Source organism: Marinobacter halotolerans, from assembly GCF_008795985.1.
GTDB classification, from domain to species: Bacteria; Pseudomonadota; Gammaproteobacteria; order Pseudomonadales; family Oleiphilaceae; genus Marinobacter; species Marinobacter halotolerans.
Genome location: NZ_VMHP01000002.1, coordinates 696804 through 711991 on the forward strand (window position 1 = coordinate 696804; position 15188 = coordinate 711991).

General features: G+C 57.9%; 14 protein-coding genes. 12 read left to right on the plus strand and 2 right to left on the minus strand.

Going from position 1 to position 15188, the window contains the following annotated elements; all coding sequences use genetic code 11:
• Positions 1-166: 166 nt before the first annotated feature.
• Complete coding sequence (locus FPL19_RS13535) at positions 167-3883, minus strand: DUF1631 family protein (RefSeq protein ID WP_150913097.1); 3717 nt, start codon at positions 3881-3883, stop codon at positions 167-169.
• A gap of 214 nt (positions 3884-4097) precedes the next feature.
• Here FPL19_RS13535 and tadA point away from each other — a divergent pair, with 214 nt between their 5' ends.
• The 4 genes from tadA (at position 4098) to FPL19_RS13555 (ending at position 7446) form a co-directional block, all read left to right on the plus strand.
• Positions 4098-4607, plus strand: coding sequence for a tRNA adenosine(34) deaminase TadA (gene tadA / locus FPL19_RS13540; protein ID WP_150913099.1), 510 nt, complete (start codon positions 4098-4100; stop codon positions 4605-4607).
• A gap of 9 nt (positions 4608-4616) precedes the next feature.
• Positions 4617-5603, plus strand: a complete 987-nt coding sequence (gene galE, locus FPL19_RS13545; RefSeq protein WP_150913101.1) for a UDP-glucose 4-epimerase GalE — start codon at positions 4617-4619, stop codon at positions 5601-5603.
• 72 nt (positions 5604-5675) lie between these two features.
• Entirely contained in the window at positions 5676-7019 is a 1344-nt protein-coding gene (locus FPL19_RS13550) for a UDP-glucose dehydrogenase family protein (protein ID WP_150913103.1), read from the plus strand.
• Position 7020: 1 nt separating this feature from the next.
• Positions 7021-7446: an HIT domain-containing protein gene (locus tag FPL19_RS13555; RefSeq protein ID WP_150913105.1), complete on the plus strand. Its 426-nt coding sequence runs from the start codon at positions 7021-7023 to the stop codon at positions 7444-7446.
• 2 nt (positions 7447-7448) lie between these two features.
• Here FPL19_RS13555 and fabR read toward each other — a convergent pair whose 3' ends face one another.
• Positions 7449-8066 carry an HTH-type transcriptional repressor FabR gene (gene fabR, locus FPL19_RS13560; RefSeq protein ID WP_150913107.1) on the minus strand — a complete coding sequence of 206 codons (618 nt, stop codon included), beginning with the start codon at positions 8064-8066 and terminating at the stop codon, positions 7449-7451.
• 156 nt (positions 8067-8222) lie between these two features.
• Between fabR and aspS the strand changes: the two genes are divergently transcribed.
• From aspS to tolA, 8 genes are all read left to right on the plus strand, one after another.
• Positions 8223-10031 (plus strand): aspartate--tRNA ligase, encoded by a 1809-nt coding sequence (gene aspS / locus FPL19_RS13565; protein ID WP_150913109.1) that lies wholly within the window; start codon positions 8223-8225, stop codon positions 10029-10031.
• A 9-nt stretch (positions 10032-10040) separates the two neighbouring features.
• Positions 10041-10565: a crossover junction endodeoxyribonuclease RuvC gene (gene ruvC, locus FPL19_RS13570; protein ID WP_150913111.1), complete on the plus strand. Its 525-nt coding sequence runs from the start codon at positions 10041-10043 to the stop codon at positions 10563-10565.
• 154 nt (positions 10566-10719) lie between these two features.
• On the plus strand, positions 10720-11352 hold the full coding sequence (gene ruvA / locus FPL19_RS13575) for a Holliday junction branch migration protein RuvA (RefSeq protein WP_150913113.1): 633 nt from the start codon (positions 10720-10722) through the stop codon (positions 11350-11352).
• Between the two features lie 139 nt (positions 11353-11491).
• Complete coding sequence (gene ruvB / locus FPL19_RS13580) at positions 11492-12520, plus strand: Holliday junction branch migration DNA helicase RuvB (RefSeq protein WP_150913115.1); 1029 nt, start codon at positions 11492-11494, stop codon at positions 12518-12520.
• Positions 12513-12944, plus strand: a complete 432-nt coding sequence (locus tag FPL19_RS13585) for a YbgC/FadM family acyl-CoA thioesterase (RefSeq protein WP_150913117.1) — start codon at positions 12513-12515, stop codon at positions 12942-12944. The genes ruvB and FPL19_RS13585 overlap by 8 nt, the downstream gene beginning before the upstream one ends.
• A gap of 35 nt (positions 12945-12979) precedes the next feature.
• Positions 12980-13660, plus strand: coding sequence for a protein TolQ (gene tolQ, locus FPL19_RS13590; protein WP_150913119.1), 681 nt, complete (start codon positions 12980-12982; stop codon positions 13658-13660).
• A 6-nt stretch (positions 13661-13666) separates the two neighbouring features.
• Complete coding sequence (tolR, locus tag FPL19_RS13595; RefSeq protein WP_150913121.1) at positions 13667-14113, plus strand: protein TolR; 447 nt, start codon at positions 13667-13669, stop codon at positions 14111-14113.
• Positions 14114-14215: 102 nt separating this feature from the next.
• Positions 14216-15184 (plus strand): cell envelope integrity protein TolA, encoded by a 969-nt coding sequence (tolA, locus tag FPL19_RS13600; protein ID WP_150914237.1) that lies wholly within the window; start codon positions 14216-14218, stop codon positions 15182-15184.
• Positions 15185-15188 lie beyond the last annotated feature (4 nt).

Consider the following 15188-nt stretch of genomic DNA (forward strand, 5'->3'; position numbering starts at 1 on the left):
ACCTAACGAAACCGATCCGATATTCGAAGAATAGTCTGGCGCACCCAGGGCAGCCCCAGGATCAAGGAAGTTCGGGTCCGTCGGGACGGTCCCGCCGCCTGAGTTGCGCCTTTTACGGCGAGGGTAGGAAGGCAGAAAACTACCGGCTGTAAAGATTGCTGACGGTTTACCGGGGGCCCAGGCTATCCAGTCTGCGGGGTTTGGCAATACCAAAGCCCTGACCATAGTCCACCTGTATCTCCCGGAGGGCTTCCATGGTTTCCATGTCTTCGACATATTCCGCGATTGTGCGAAGATCCAGAAAATGGCAGAGCTCGTTGATTGACCGCACCATGGCGTAATTCGTCATGTTGGTGGTGAGATCGCGAACAAAGATGCCGTCGATTTTTACGTAGTCCACCGGAAGCTTCTGAAGGTACGCGTAAGAGGAGAGGCCGGTTCCAAAATCGTCGAGAGCGAAACGGCAGTTCAGGCGTTTCAGCTCGTTCATGAAATCAGCGGCAAAGTGGAGGTTGGAAACCGCAGAGGTCTCGGTCACCTCGAAACAGAGCTTGTGCGCCAGCTCCGGACTTCTCCTGAGCATTGTTTCCAGCCCAAGCATGAAGCTGTCGTCGCTCAATGAAGCGCCTGATAGATTTACGTTTAGTGTCGTAATCTTTTCCAGGGCGTCCGGATTATTCCGCATCCAACTCATTATCTCTGAAACAACCCACATATCCACTCTGGTGCTTCGCCTGAACTGTTCTGCCGCTTCGATATAACCCTGGGGAGAGACTTCTGCCCCGGAGCTGTCCTTTAATCCCAGCAAAAGTTCATACATGTTGCCCTCGCCCGACTCGGGGTCGAGAGAAACGATGGGCTGCGCGCGTAGATAAAGGCTTCCATCCTGGATGGTGCGATCAATCTCGGTTACCCACTGACGGCTGCTGTTCCGTAAGGGTTTGTCAGTCTCCCGAACCAGTTCAATGCGGTTGCCGCCCTGCTTTTTAGCGGTTCGCAGGGAGAGGCTGGCCTGGTTGAGAAGATCTCCGGGCGACGAGTCGGCTTCGGTCACCGGCCTTATGCTTATACTCACGGACGTCCTATATTCCGCCGAACCATGATGGAAAACCTGCCGCTCGATCTGGCGCCGGATGGATTCGGCAAAATCCAGACAGTCTTCTGTGGCGACATCGTCCAGAATGGCGGCGAACTCATTGCCGCTTATCCTGCCTATACAGGCATTCGGAAAGCGTTCCTGACACTCATTGCGAAGTCTTTCGGCAACGTGCTTCAGCAGCGCGTCACCGGTTTCGGCGCCGTAGGATGCGTTAATCACGCTGAATTCATCAATATCCAGTATCAGCAAGGCCGCGCCCGCGTCTCCGGAAGGGGCCGGGGCTCCGTTGATGCGTTGCAGTATCTGCTTTTCGAAATCATGCCGATGCATGCAGCCGGTGAGGGCATCGTGGGTGGCCTGAAAATTCAGCTTTCGATAAATGTCCTCAACGACGGCGAAAAGGCTCTGATCCAGAAAGGGAATTTCATGATCCCTGACCAACCACGCCTGGCCGTCGGCAAGTTTCTCCACAAACTCCGGGAAGTTAAAACTGACCTCACTCATTCCTTTGGGGGAGAGAAAAACAAATCGCAGGGATTCCTCCCCGCCCCACACCAGGCGCATTCGCCGGACCTCGCCGCTTTCGAGCCGGATTTCTACCCAGTCACCAACCGCAATGTCCCTCGCTCTTATGGCCCAGCGACTGTCCTCGACTTCCGGTGCCAGTGTTGTGTCTGCATCATCGTTGTCGCCGTACGACTCCAGCCAGGTAGTCTCTGCTTCCTGGTGACCCTCGAGAACCCGGGTCAGCTCGTCGATTACCGATCGGGTCAGCGCGGGATTACCAACGGTTTTGAGCTCCCGCTCGATGAACCTTAGTGTGACCCCGCTTTCTAGCTCCTTCTCGAACGCCAACTCGCCTGATGTGCCGTCTGGAGATAACCACTCCTGTAGCTGGCTCACAATCTCAAAAAGCTCTTCACATTGACGGGTTTCCGGGCCTTCCCGCAGCATCGCCAGGACAATGAGTTGCTCCCAGCCGGCTTCCAGCAGGCGGGTCAGTACCTTGGGTGTCTGCCGCCCAGCCAGAAGCCCGTTCAGTCGTTTGCCTGCGGCCCGGCGTGTCTGGCGCAGACGCTCCTTGCCTTCGAGGTTCTTGGCCAGCCGTTCCGAGTTGCGGACAAAAGATCGGTCCTGTCGCTCGACAAGTTGCCTTAGCCGTTCACCCACAACCTCAAGCTGGTCAGGATCCGATGCGTCCAGATTGGTCAGTTCATCAATAATTTCGGCAACCGTGGCTTCCAGTTTCTTGCTCGACGCCCGTTCTGCAAGGCAGATGTGCATCAGGTTATTGATAATGCTGCGGGCCGGGTGGTTCTCATCGTTCAGAAAATCCGGAGTCTCAACCAGTGTTTCGAAGATCGGTAATCGAAGCATTTGCAGATGGTGGCGGAGTGGTTCTGAAAGCTCCTCCTGGGTTTTTAGCGGGGCGAATATCCGGTCTACAAGGCTCGCCTTCTCAACAGCCGTGCGGTCAAGCGCACCGGCCAGGCCTGCGTCTGACACAGCCAGTTCCTGCAGAAGCCCCTCCATGTCCGGCTCTTCGCTTTTCAGGCGGTCCAGAATCTCAGTTCGCCTGGGCCTGAGGTTTTCAGTCAGTTGCGGGTTGGGTGCCTGCCAGCCTGATCCTGCTGCTCTCGGGTCCTCTTCCAGGGCCATTAACCGGAAAAGGGATTGGCCGGCCGTCGGCATTGTCGAGACCGCCTCGCCCGACCGGGAATTCCGGGCCGGCGTGCCGGCGCTGCTTTGATCGGCAAGGCTGTCAGCCTTTTGCGCTGTCTCGCTGCTTGACCAGTTTGCCGGCAGTTCGGTCAGGTCGATGGCTTCAAGCCCGCCCCGACGGAAGTCGTTAATCATGGAGCGGATCGCGGCGGGCCAGATTCCTGCAAGGGCGCTCTCCCAGGCCCGGTATATGGTCTGGCGATGTTCCCGAGCTATGCCCAGGTGGTCGACCATGTATTGCAGGCAAATGCTGAGCGCTCTGGGAGTAAGCGGATTGTTGTTTTCGTTAACGTCACGTTTGAAAATCTGGTTCAGAAACTGATTCAGCAGGAAAGTGGTGCCACGATTCTGCGAGTTGATGCGATTGGAGATGGCCTGCAGGTCCAACCAGTCTTCAAATTCGTGCTGTTCCAGCAGATGCAGTTCCTTCGCGCCGCGGCGGGACTGGGGGCTTGGCTCAAGATCGGCCTGGTTAGCCTGAAATTGCGTCTGAAAGTCCTGGAGCATCCGTTGTTCGCGACTCTGAAAGATAAAGCGCATGTCCTTCAGGCGCGTAATGTCCCGCAGCTCTGCCGCCTGCTGGAGCTCTGATTCGATGCCTTCAAACGTGCTTTCCATGAACTCGGGAAGCAGCTGCTCCAGCAGCCTGCGACAATGCTGGTTGTAAAGGTGACTGAGGGACGGCGCGCCGGCGGGCGGCATCAGCTTTGTTGAGGCAGCTCCCAGTTGCAGCAGTCGGTCGAATTCACTGGTTGTGGTCTGCTCGCGTGCCGTAACCTCGAGGAAAATCCGACTCGCCGGTCCGGCAGGGACGAGGCCTTTAAATTGGAAATGCTGCTTGTCCTGTCCGTCATCGGGGAAAATGTGCAACTCGGCCGGAATAGCGTCCGGTGATGAGAGCTGCTCATAGACGGCCGGGGAGGAAAAGTCTTTTAGCTGGAATCGAACGGTGGGGCCGTCCTGGCTGACACGCTCAATCAGGCACGAACAGGGAATAAGCCCCGGAGTCACTAAAAGCGCGTCCATCTTGAGTATCAGTCTTGAAGCCTTGGCCCGGGTCATCAACCGCCTTCCTGAGCAGAATAAATGAATCAGTGTTCCGTCTTTGCTTTGCCCAAGTGTAAGGCGATCGCTGCCAGAAGCAAAGTTAATCCGGATGAACGGGTGCGGCTGTCTCTGACGGCAGATGGATGCGAACTGCCACACTGCGGTGTTATATTCCCGTTCTTGAGAAAGCGCGGTAAGTTCATTTGAGGGGTGCGCGGCTTTGGGCAACATGCCAGATCAGGTTGACGGGTTGACCGACAGTTACTGGATGAACAGGGCTCTTGCTCTGGCGGAGTTGGCAAAGCGGATTGGCGAGGTACCGGTTGGCGCCGTGGTGGTGCTGGATGGACGGGAAATCGGGGCGGGTTTCAATGCCCCGATATCCGGTTGTGATCCGACCGCTCACGCGGAAATACGTGCTCTGCGGGATGCCGCAGCCCGGGTGGGCAATTATCGGCTTTCCGGGGCAACGCTCTACGTCACGCTTGAGCCCTGCACCATGTGCGTCGGGGCGGTCGTTCATAGTAGAATCAGCCGCTTGGTTTATGGGGCGACTGAGCCGAAAGCCGGCGCGGTTGAATCGATTCGTCAGAGCCTTCAGGAAAGCCATCTTAACTGGCAGGTAGAGTCCGTGGGCGGCGTCCTGGCGGATCAGTGTAGCAGCATCATCAGCGAGTTTTTTTCTGCGCGACGGGCCCAGATTCGCCGTCGCAGGCAGGCTCAGACAGGGAAGGAGTAATAGCAGCCAATGAAAGTACTTGTGACTGGAGGCGCCGGCTACATCGGCAGCCACGTCGTTCGGCAGTTGGGCGAGGCGGGCCACGACATCGTGATTTTCGATAACCTGTCTACCGGCTATCGCTGGGCGGTTACCTGTGGTGAGCTTGTTGTCGGGGATCTTGCTGATGAAGCTACTATCGAGCAGGTTTTCGCGGATCATGCTTTCGAGGCTGTGCTCCACTTCGCGGCCAATATTGTGGTGCCGGAATCCGTTGAAAACCCCCTGAAGTATTACAGTAACAACACCCGTAATACCCTGAACCTGTTGAAAGCCGTTGAGCGACACCAGGTTCCCCGCATGGTGTTTTCCTCTACAGCAGCCGTTTACGGCATGCCCGAACAGACCGTACTGACAGAAGATTTGCCGTTGGCGCCGATCAATCCTTACGGTGCATCCAAAATGATGAGCGAACGGATGATCATGGACCTGGCCGCGGCAAGCTCACTGAACTACGTTATTTTGCGCTATTTCAACGTCGCAGGGGCCAACCCGGACGGACTGCTGGGCCAGGCCACGCCCGAGGCCACGCACCTGATCAAGGTTGCCTGCGAGTGTGTTACCGGCAAGCGCGATGGCATGAGCATCTTTGGTACCGACTACGATACCCGCGATGGCACCTGTATCCGTGATTACATTCACGTGGAAGACCTGGCCAAAGCCCATGTGATGGCGCTGGATTATATGGCCGGCGGCGGTGAATCCCGTGTACTGAACTGCGGTTATGGCCGTGGTTTTACCGTTCGCGAAGTGATTGAAATGGTGAAGCAGGAATCCGGCGTCGATTTCAGTGTGACTGAAACCGGCCGCCGGCCAGGGGACCCGGGTGCACTGATGGCCGATAACACCAGAATCCGGGACGTGCTCGGATGGGAGCCATCGTTCGATGACCTGAAGACCATCGTTTCAACGGCGCTGGCCTGGGAAAAGATCTGGGCTGAAAGGCAGTCGCACTAGAGCTAAACGTGCCGCCCTTATTCAAAAGCTAAGAATTCTATTCAAATTTATTGATAAATCAGGATTTTAAGGATGAAGATTACAATTTTCGGCACCGGTTATGTTGGCCTGGTCACAGGTGCCTGCCTGGCGGATGTTGGTCATCATGTTCTGTGTATGGACGTGGATCAGGGAAAAATTGAAAAGCTGAAAAACGGCCAGATCCCGATTTACGAGCCGGGGCTCGAGTCCATCGTCAAACACACCGTCGAGGCCGGCCGCCTTGCTTTTACCACGGATACCGAGGAAGCCGTCGGCCACGGCATTCTGCAGTTCATTGCGGTAGGTACTCCGCCGGATGAAGACGGTTCCGCCGACCTGCAGTATGTGACTGCGGTGGCCCGTTCCATCGGTCAATACATGACGGATTACAAGGTGGTGGTGGACAAGTCCACCGTGCCGGTCGGCACGGGCGACCGGGTCAAGGCAGCGGTGCGCAGTGAGCTCGACAAGCGCGGCCTTGAACATGAATTCGACGTGGTGTCGAACCCGGAATTCCTGAAAGAAGGCGCCGCCATCAACGATTTCATGAAGCCGGATCGCATCATTGTGGGCACAGACAGCGACCGCGCCATGGAGCTTCTGCGTGAAGTGTATTACCCCTTCAACCGCAGCCACGACCGTATGATCTTTATGGATATCCGGTCGGCGGAGCTGACCAAGTACGCCGCCAACTCCATGCTGGCGACCAAAATCAGCTTCATGAACGAGATTGCCAACCTGGCAGAACGTCTGGGCGCTGATATCGAGAATGTGCGCCGGGGTATCGGTTCCGACCCACGCATTGGCTATCACTTTATCTACCCGGGCTGTGGTTACGGCGGTTCCTGTTTCCCCAAGGATGTTCAGGCGCTGACCCGCATCGCGCGGGATTGCGAATACGACAGCCATCTGTTGAACGCGGTCGAAACGGTCAATAATGCCCAGAAATACGTGCTGTTCGACAAGATCAGCCATTTCTTTAACGGCGATCTCAAGGGCAAAGTTGTGGCGCTCTGGGGGCTTGCGTTCAAGCCAAACACCGACGACATGCGGGAAGCGTCCTCAAGAACGCTGATGCAGCAGTTGTGGAAGGCCGGTGCGTCAGTCCAGGCCTTCGATCCGGAAGCCATGGAGGAGACCCAGCGCATCTTCGGGGATCAGCCGGGTCTGACGCTGTGTGGTACCAAAGAGCAGGCCATCAAAGGCGCGGATGTACTGGCCATCTGTACCGAGTGGAAGGAGTTCCGTTCTCCTGACTTCGAGGCTATTGCCTCAGCATTGAGTGGCAAGGCGGTCTTCGACGGACGGAACCTGTACGAACCGGAAATGCTGGAACGCCACGGCATGATCTACTACGCCATCGGTCGTGGCCGGAACCAGTTTCACGGTAATTGATATGAGTTACGATCAGCCCTTCGTTCTGCACTCAAAGCTGGAAGCGGATACCGTTTCCCTCGGCCAGAGCCGGCTGTGTGAAGTGCGGCTGATGAACGACAGTCACTGGCCCTGGGTGTTGCTTGTACCCAGGGTGGCGGATGTCCGGGAAATCTATCAGCTGCCCAAGGAACAGCAGCTTCGGCTGGCTGAAGAGTCGTCCTTGCTGGGCGAGGGCATGATGAAGGTGTTTGCCGGTGACAAGTTCAATGTGGCGGCGCTGGGCAACATGGTGCCCCAGTTGCACCTGCATCATATCGTGCGTTTCGAGGGCGATGCGGCCTGGCCCGGCCCGGTGTGGGGAAAGGTTAGCCCGGAAGCCTATGATCCACAGGCCATCGCTGACATCCGGGCCCGACTGCAACCGACTCTGGATGCATTGAAATAGCGCTATTCCCCGCGATCAGCAATGGCGCGGGAACCTACCAGAATGATTCTGAGCTCGGTCTTCAGTTTATCCTTCAGCAGTTCCTTCTCGGCGTTGGTGGCGTCCAGGGCATCGGCACCCTGATTGAATACCAGCGTCACCATCGCTTCCGCCACCAGCCTCGAGCTGTACAACGGGCGGTTGCGCTCCTCGGCAATCCGCTTCAGATCTGCCTCCAGTTCCGCCACGAAATGGTCGATCTCCGCCTTGATCGCCGTTCTGAAGGGCTTTGATACCCCGGTACTTTCCCGCAGCATCAACCGGAACAGGTTGGAGTTGTTGCCAAGGTACTCCATGAAGGTGTCGACCGACGTGCTGATTGCGCTGCCATCGCGGGCAATACGCTTGCGGGCCTGACGCATCAGTTGTCTGAGCGCCACACCGCCTTCATCCACCAGCGCCAGTCCCAGTTCGTCCAGTTCGGCGAAATGCCGGTAAAACGAGGTGGGGGCAATGCCGGCTTCCCGCGCGACCTCCCGCAGGCTCAGACTACCGAAACCACGATCGGCACTGAGTTGGGCCAGGGCGGCGTCCATCAGGGCGCGCCTGGTGCGCAGTTTCTGCTCGGCTCTTGTTGACAAATCGGCACTCCAGCGGCGTTGGAAAGGCAACATTCTAGCCGTCAATCACCGAACCGTCATCTACGATCCTTTTGCTCACAACGGAGCCTGATTTTCAGTGTCATTGTGTTTATAATGGCCCACTTTTCGCACACATCAGAAACAACGGGAACCGGTATGCGCAGTCATTATTGCGGTGGGATCAACGAATCCCACATTGATCAGGAAGTCACACTTTGCGGTTGGGTGCACCGTCGCCGCGATCATGGCGGGGTCATCTTTCTGGATCTCCGTGATCGGGACGGTATGTCCCAGGTAGTGATTGACCCGGATACCCCCGAAAGCTTTGCGCTGGCGGAAAAAGTCCGCAGCGAATTCGTCGTGCAGATTACTGGCCGTGTTCGCCGCCGCCCGGCAGGAACCGAAAACAGCAACATGTCCACCGGCCAGGTGGAAGTGCTGGGCAAACAGCTGGCCATTCTCAACGCCGCTGCAACGCCGCCTTTCCCGCTGGACGAGCACGAGCATGTGGGCGAGGACGTTCGCCTCAAATACCGCTATGTGGATCTGCGTCGGCCGGAGATGATCAATCGACTGCGCTTTCGTTCGCGAGTTACCAGCTATGTCCGGAACTTCCTGGACGGCAACGGCTTCATGGATGTGGAAACTCCGATCCTGACCCGTGCAACACCGGAAGGTGCCCGTGATTACCTGGTGCCGAGCCGCACCCACGAAGGTTCCTTCTTCGCGCTTCCGCAATCGCCCCAGCTGTTCAAGCAGTTGCTGATGGTGTCCGGCGTTGACCGTTATTACCAGATCGCCAAGTGCTTCCGCGACGAAGACCTGCGGGCGGATCGCCAGCCGGAATTCACCCAGATCGATATCGAGGCGTCCTTCGTTGATGAAGAGACCCTGATGTCGCTGACCGAAGACATGATCCGGGCCCTGTTCAAAGATGTACTGGAGATCGCCCTGCCAGCCTTTCCGCGCATGCCTTACAAGGAAGCCATGCAACGCTACGGCAGCGACAAGCCGGACCTGCGTATCCCGCTGGAGCTGATCGACGTGGGCGACCTGGTGGCCGGTGTGGATTTCAAAGTATTCGCCGGCCCTGCCAATGATGAAAAAGGCCGCGTCGCGGCACTGCGTGTTCCCAGGGGCGGGGAGCTAACCCGCAAGCAGATCGACGACTACACCAAGTTCGTCGGTATCTATGGAGCGAAAGGCCTGGCCTATATCAAGGTCAACGATGTGTCGAAAGGTGTGGAAGGCCTGCAGTCGCCGATCATCAAATTCCTGGGGGATGATGTCGCCCAGGCCGTGATCGAGAGGGTTGCCGCCGAAGACGGCGATATCGTCTTCTTCGGTGCGGACAAGACCAACGTGGTCAACGAAGCCCTTGGCGCGCTGCGCATCAAGGTCGGCCACGATATGAAGCTGCTGACCACCGACTGGGCGCCGCTCTGGGTCGTGGATTTCCCGATGTTCGAGGAAACCCCGGATGGCGGTCTGACCGCCATTCACCACCCGTTCACCGCGCCTTCCTGCACCCCGGAAGAGCTCGCCGCGTCGCCGGCCACGGCTTTGTCCCGTGCCTACGACATGGTGCTGAACGGTACCGAGCTGGGCGGTGGATCCATTCGTATCCACGACCAGTCCACCCAGGAAGGCGTGTTCCGTGCTCTGGGTATTGGTGACGAGGAAGCCCGTGAAAAATTCGGCTTCCTGCTGGATGCCCTGAAATACGGCTGTCCCCCCCATGGCGGTCTGGCCTTTGGCCTGGACCGGTTGATCATGCTGATGACCGGCGCCACTTCCATTCGTGACGTCATCGCGTTCCCGAAAACCCAGAGCGCGACCTGCCTGATGACCCAGGCTCCGGGCGAGGTCACCGACAAGCAGCTGCGGGAACTCCATATCCGCCGCCGCAAGCCGGCCGCCAAAGCTGGTGAGGGGAGCGTGGCACAGCAGGCAGAGGAATCGTAAGGGAACCCTGTGCCGATCATCCTGGGAGTCGATCCCGGTTCGCGAATCACCGGTTATGGCCTGATCAGGGTTGATGGACGGGATATCGAATACCTGGACAGCGGGTGTATCCGCGTCGGTGAAAAGCCGATGGCGGAGCGCCTGCAGACCATCTTCCACAGTCTGGCAACGCTGATCGGCGAATACCGTCCCGAGGAGTTCGCCATAGAGCAGGTGTTCATGGCGCGCAACCCCGATTCGGCCCTCAAGCTGGGCCAGGCTCGAGGTGCAGCAATTGTCAGTGCGGCAAATAGCGGGCTGGCAGTGCATGAATACTCGGCGCGGCAGGTAAAGCAGGCTGTGGTTGGCAAGGGCGGTGCCGACAAGGCTCAGGTACAGCATATGGTTCAGGTACTGCTGGGACTGTCCCGTAAGCCTCAAGCCGATGCGGCTGACGCCTTGGCCATTGCCTTGTGCCATGCCCATATGAGTCAGAGCATTACCCGCCTTGCCGGCAGTGGCGGAAAGGTTCGCGGTGGCCGGGTTCGCCGTTAACACCATAAGTCTGGAAAGTGAACGGGCATGTCTTGCCAGAATCGTGCGGAGCCATGGATGGCGGAGCCCGAGCGTACAGGGACTTATTTACAGCGTATTCTGGCAAGACATGCCCGCTCGCTTTGTGCACATTTGTTGAGCAGGAGGAAGGCCGGTGATTGGTCGTATTCGAGGAGTTCTGATCGAGAAATCACCCGCGCAGGCGCTGGTTGAGTGTGCCGGGCTGGGCTATGAAATCGATATTCCCGTGACAACCTTTTTTAACCTCCCGGAGCCCGGTGAAGAGGTCTTGTTGCACACCCACTTTGCGGTCCGCGAAGATCATCAGAGCCTGTTTGGTTTCGCCGCCCGGTTTGACCGGGATCTTTTTCGTCAGTTGATCAAGGTGAATGGCGTTGGCCCGAAAATGGCCGTTGGCATTCTGTCCGGCCTGGACGCCAACCAGTTCATCCGTTGCGTTGAAGCCCGGGATATCAATTCGTTAGTCAAACTGCCGGGTGTCGGTAAAAAAACCGCAGAGCGTTTGCTGATTGAGATGACTGACAGAATCAAGCAGCTTGAAGGCCAGTTTGCTCTAGCCACCGGTGGCGCAACTCCAACAGACCCGGCGGCAGCTCAGCCCCTGCCGGCAGGCCATTCTCCGGTAGAAGAAGCCGAGTCAGCCCTGATTTCCCTGGGCTACAAACCCCAGGAAGCTACCAAGACCATTAGCCGAATTGCCGAGGAAGGAATGTCCAGTCAGGAGCTTATCCGGCTGGCATTGCGGGCTATGATTCCGGCAAACTGATGGTTTGTGGCGTCTTGCTGCAAAGTCTGGTCGCTTACTCATGCCCCGGAGTTAGTATGTGTATAGAGCGTAACGTGACACTAACCCGGGTGTTTGTAGAATTGCGCTAAGATGTTGATTCACTCCAGCGAGTAAACAGATGATTGAGTCGGATCGCCTTATCACGGCCCAGGCAGGTCAGTACGAAGAAGTTCAGGACCGGGCAATCCGGCCTGGTGTACTGGCGGATTATGTGGGCCAGCCCGCTGTTCGCGAACAGATGGATATTTTCATCTCCGCTGCCCGTGGGCGTGAGGAAGCGCTGGATCATGTGCTGATCTTCGGCCCGCCCGGGCTGGGCAAGACCACGCTCGCCAACATCATCGCCAACGAAATGGGCGTCTCCATCAAGACCACCTCCGGCCCGGTACTGGAAAAGGCCGGCGACCTGGCCGCCATGCTGACCAACCTCGAATCAGGCGATGTGCTCTTTATTGATGAGATCCATCGACTGAGCGCCGCCGTTGAGGAAGTGCTGTACCCCGCCATGGAAGACTATCAGTTGGACATCATGATCGGTGAGGGCCCCGCAGCCCGGTCGATCAAGCTGGATCTTCCGCCTTTTACATTGGTGGGCGCCACCACCCGGGCAGGCTTGCTGACATCTCCTCTGCGGGACCGGTTTGGCATAGTTCAACGGCTGGAGTTCTATAACACCGAGGACCTGACCAGCATCATCCTGCGCTCGGCTCGGCTGTCTTCGGTGACCATTGATCAGGGTGGGGCGTTTGAAATCGCAAGACGATCAAGGGGCACGCCGCGGATCGCCAACCGCCTGCTGCGCCGGGTGCGTGATTTTGCCGAAGTGAAAGCAGACGGCGCCATCAGCGAATCCATTGCCGACCAGGCACTGAACATGCTGAAAGTGGATGCCCAGGGCTTCGATCACATGGACCGGCGTCTGCTGCTGGCGATGATCGAGAAATTTGACGGCGGCCCGGTTGGTGTTGAAAGCCTGGCGGCGGCAATCAGCGAGGAGCGCGGTACCATCGAGGATGTGCTGGAGCCCTTCCTGATCCAGCAAGGGTTCATGGTGCGCACCCCCCGGGGCCGCATGGTAACCTCCAATGCCTATCAGCATTTTGGAGTCGTGCCGGTGAATCCTGACCGGGAGGATCGTTTTGACTGAGCCCGCGCCCAATGGCTTCTCATTGCCGCTGCGTGTCTATATCGAGGATACGGACGCCGGCGGCATCGTCTATCACGCCAAATACCTTCACTACATGGAACGCGCCCGCACCGAATGGGTGCGTAGTTTTGGTGTAGGGTTACGGGATGGCTTGAGCGAGAACATCAGTTACGTCGTGCAGAAACTGTCGATCCATTACGGTGTGCCGGCAAAGCTTGATGACGAGCTGAGGGTAACAACCGAGCCCGCCGGGTTTGGCCGGGTGTGGATGGATTTCCGGCAGCGGGTGGTCAGGGTCTCTGACCAGAAAGAGCTGGCTGCCGCCGATGTCAGGGTGGCCTGTATTGCACTGGATTCCGGGCGACCGCGCCGTTTGCCACCGGCCATGGTGGATGTGCTTGCATTGAGCCAGCAACCGGTTTGACGGTCTAACGTAAGAGTAAGAACAAGGAGCTAAAGGTGGAGTCAGAACTTTCTGTCTGGTATCTCATTGCGAATGCCGGGGTACTCGTTCAACTGGTCATGCTGTTGCTGGCTCTGGCCTCGGTGGTTTCCTGGGCGCTGATTTTCCAGCGCGTACAGGTGTTCAGAAAGGCCCGGCAGGCTCAATTTGCCTTTGAAGAGCGGTTCTGGTCCGGCATGGATCTGGGCAAGCTTTACCGCGAGGTCAGCGAGAACCCGACGCCTTTTTCCGGCATGGAATCGCTGTTCCGGTCTGGCTTCAAGGAATTTTCCCGCCTGCGTCAGCAGAGCCGCGATGCGGATGCCGTTATGGAAGGTAGCCAGCGGGCCATGCGAGTCGCGTTCTCGCGGGAGCAGGAAAGGCTGGAAGCGCACCTTCCGTTTCTGGCGACGGTAGGGTCCACCAGCCCCTATATCGGTCTGTTCGGCACCGTATGGGGCATCATGAACTCGTTTCGCGGCCTGGCCCAGGTTCAGCAGGCAACACTGGCAACCGTGGCTCCGGGTATTTCAGAGGCCCTGATCGCAACCGCCATGGGCCTGTTCGCGGCCATTCCCGCGGTCATTGCCTACAACCGGTTCTCGGCCATGTCCGATGCGCTTCTGAAGAATTACGAAACCTTTGCGGAAGAATTCTCCAGTATTCTGCATCGTCGGGTTCACAGCTCCGAGGAGTAAACCGCTATGAAAGGCATGGGAATGATGCCGCCCCGGCAGCGCAAGCCAATGTCGGAAATCAACGTGGTCCCCTACATCGATGTGATGCTGGTGCTGCTGGTGATCTTCATGGTCACGGCGCCAATGCTCACCCAGGGTGTGAAGGTGGATCTGCCGGAAACCACCTCCGAGCCGATACAGTCAGATAAGAACGTGGAATCGATTGTGGTGTCGGTGGACAGCAACGGCGCCTACTTCATGGAAATTGGTGGCGACAGCAGTCAGCCGATGCCCCTGGCGGACGTTCGCGATCGCATATCCAAGATTCTGTCCCAGCGCGCCGATCGCGAGGTGCTGGTGCGAGGGGACGAGAACGTCAGTTATGGTGTAGTGGTGAGTCTGATGGCTGAACTTCAGGCCGCTGGCGCGTCCAATGTGGGCCTGATAACCGAAGCACCTATGAACGATGAGTAAGCAGAGATTGCTGACTGAAGGCCGGAACAGCGTGGGTAGTTCATTGTGATTGGTCATGAGCGGGACACAGGAGACAAAGCACAGGCACCCTGGAAGTCGCCTGTGGCGCTCTCCGTGTTTTTGCACGCCCTGGTGCTAGTGGTCGCATTGGCAGGCTGGTCCTGGACCAACCCTGACGACGACCCGCAGCCGCCCAGCATTTCGGCGCGGTTGATCACCCAGGCGGAACCCGAACCCAGCCCGGTTGTCGATACCGTAGACGAGCCTGACCGGGACCAGGAACGCCAGAAGGCCCAGGAAGAGCAACGTCGCCAGCAGCAGGAAGCCGAACGTCGCCAGAAAGAAAAGGAGCAGGCCGAGGAAGCTCGTCGTATCCAGCAGCAAAAAGAGCAGGAACGTCAGCGCCAGGCCGAGGCAGAAAAGAAACGGGAGCAGGAACGTCTGAAAGCCCAGCAGGCGGCCAAGGAAAAAGCCGAGGCCGAAGCGAAAGAGCGGGCACGGCAGAAAGCCGAGGAAGAACGCCGTAAACAGGAGGCCGCACGCAAGGCTGCTGAGGAAAAACGCCGCGCCGAAGAGGAGCGCCAGCGCCAGGAGGCCGAGCGCCAGGCCCGGGAAGAGCAGGAGCGCCTTGAGGCTGAACGGAAACGCAAAGAGCGCGAGCGTCAGCTCCGGGAATCCCAGCTTGAGGCCCTGGCCGAGGAAGCCGCCCAGGAGCAGCAGGCTGAGGAACGCAGGCGTAAGGAAGCGGCAGCCGCCAAGGCCCGCCAGGTGCAGATGCTGTCGGAAAGTCAGAAATTCCGGGCGCTGATCCGTGATCGGCTGATGAAAGCCTGGTATCCGCCACCGTCGGCGACCAGTGCCATGTCCACAACTTTGCAGATCAACCTGCTGCCAACGGGCGAGTTGGTTGGGGTGAAAATTCTGTCGGCGAGCGGAAACTCAGCCTTCGACAACACGACGCTTAGCGCAGTCCGCGCGGTGGGGCAGTACCCGGTTCCTGAAGACCGGCAGATATTCGAAGAATATTTCCGCCAGTTTTCCATAGAATTCAACCCAGAGAATGTGCAATGACGCC

Excerpts from the sequence above, each read along its gene's own strand:
- FPL19_RS13535 (WP_150913097.1), bottom strand. The coding sequence starts at position 3,883 with ATGACCCGGGCCAAGGCTTCAAGACTGATACTCAAGATGGACGCGCTT.
- tadA (WP_150913099.1), top strand. The coding sequence starts at position 4,098 with ATGCCAGATCAGGTTGACGGGTTGACCGACAGTTACTGGATGAACAGG.
- galE (WP_150913101.1), top strand. The coding sequence starts at position 4,617 with ATGAAAGTACTTGTGACTGGAGGCGCCGGCTACATCGGCAGCCACGTC.
- FPL19_RS13550 (WP_150913103.1), top strand. The coding sequence starts at position 5,676 with ATGAAGATTACAATTTTCGGCACCGGTTATGTTGGCCTGGTCACAGGT.
- FPL19_RS13555 (WP_150913105.1), top strand. The coding sequence starts at position 7,021 with ATGAGTTACGATCAGCCCTTCGTTCTGCACTCAAAGCTGGAAGCGGAT.
- aspS (WP_150913109.1), top strand. The coding sequence starts at position 8,223 with ATGCGCAGTCATTATTGCGGTGGGATCAACGAATCCCACATTGATCAG.
- ruvB (WP_150913115.1), top strand. The coding sequence starts at position 11,492 with ATGATTGAGTCGGATCGCCTTATCACGGCCCAGGCAGGTCAGTACGAA.
- tolR (WP_150913121.1), top strand. The coding sequence starts at position 13,667 with ATGAAAGGCATGGGAATGATGCCGCCCCGGCAGCGCAAGCCAATGTCG.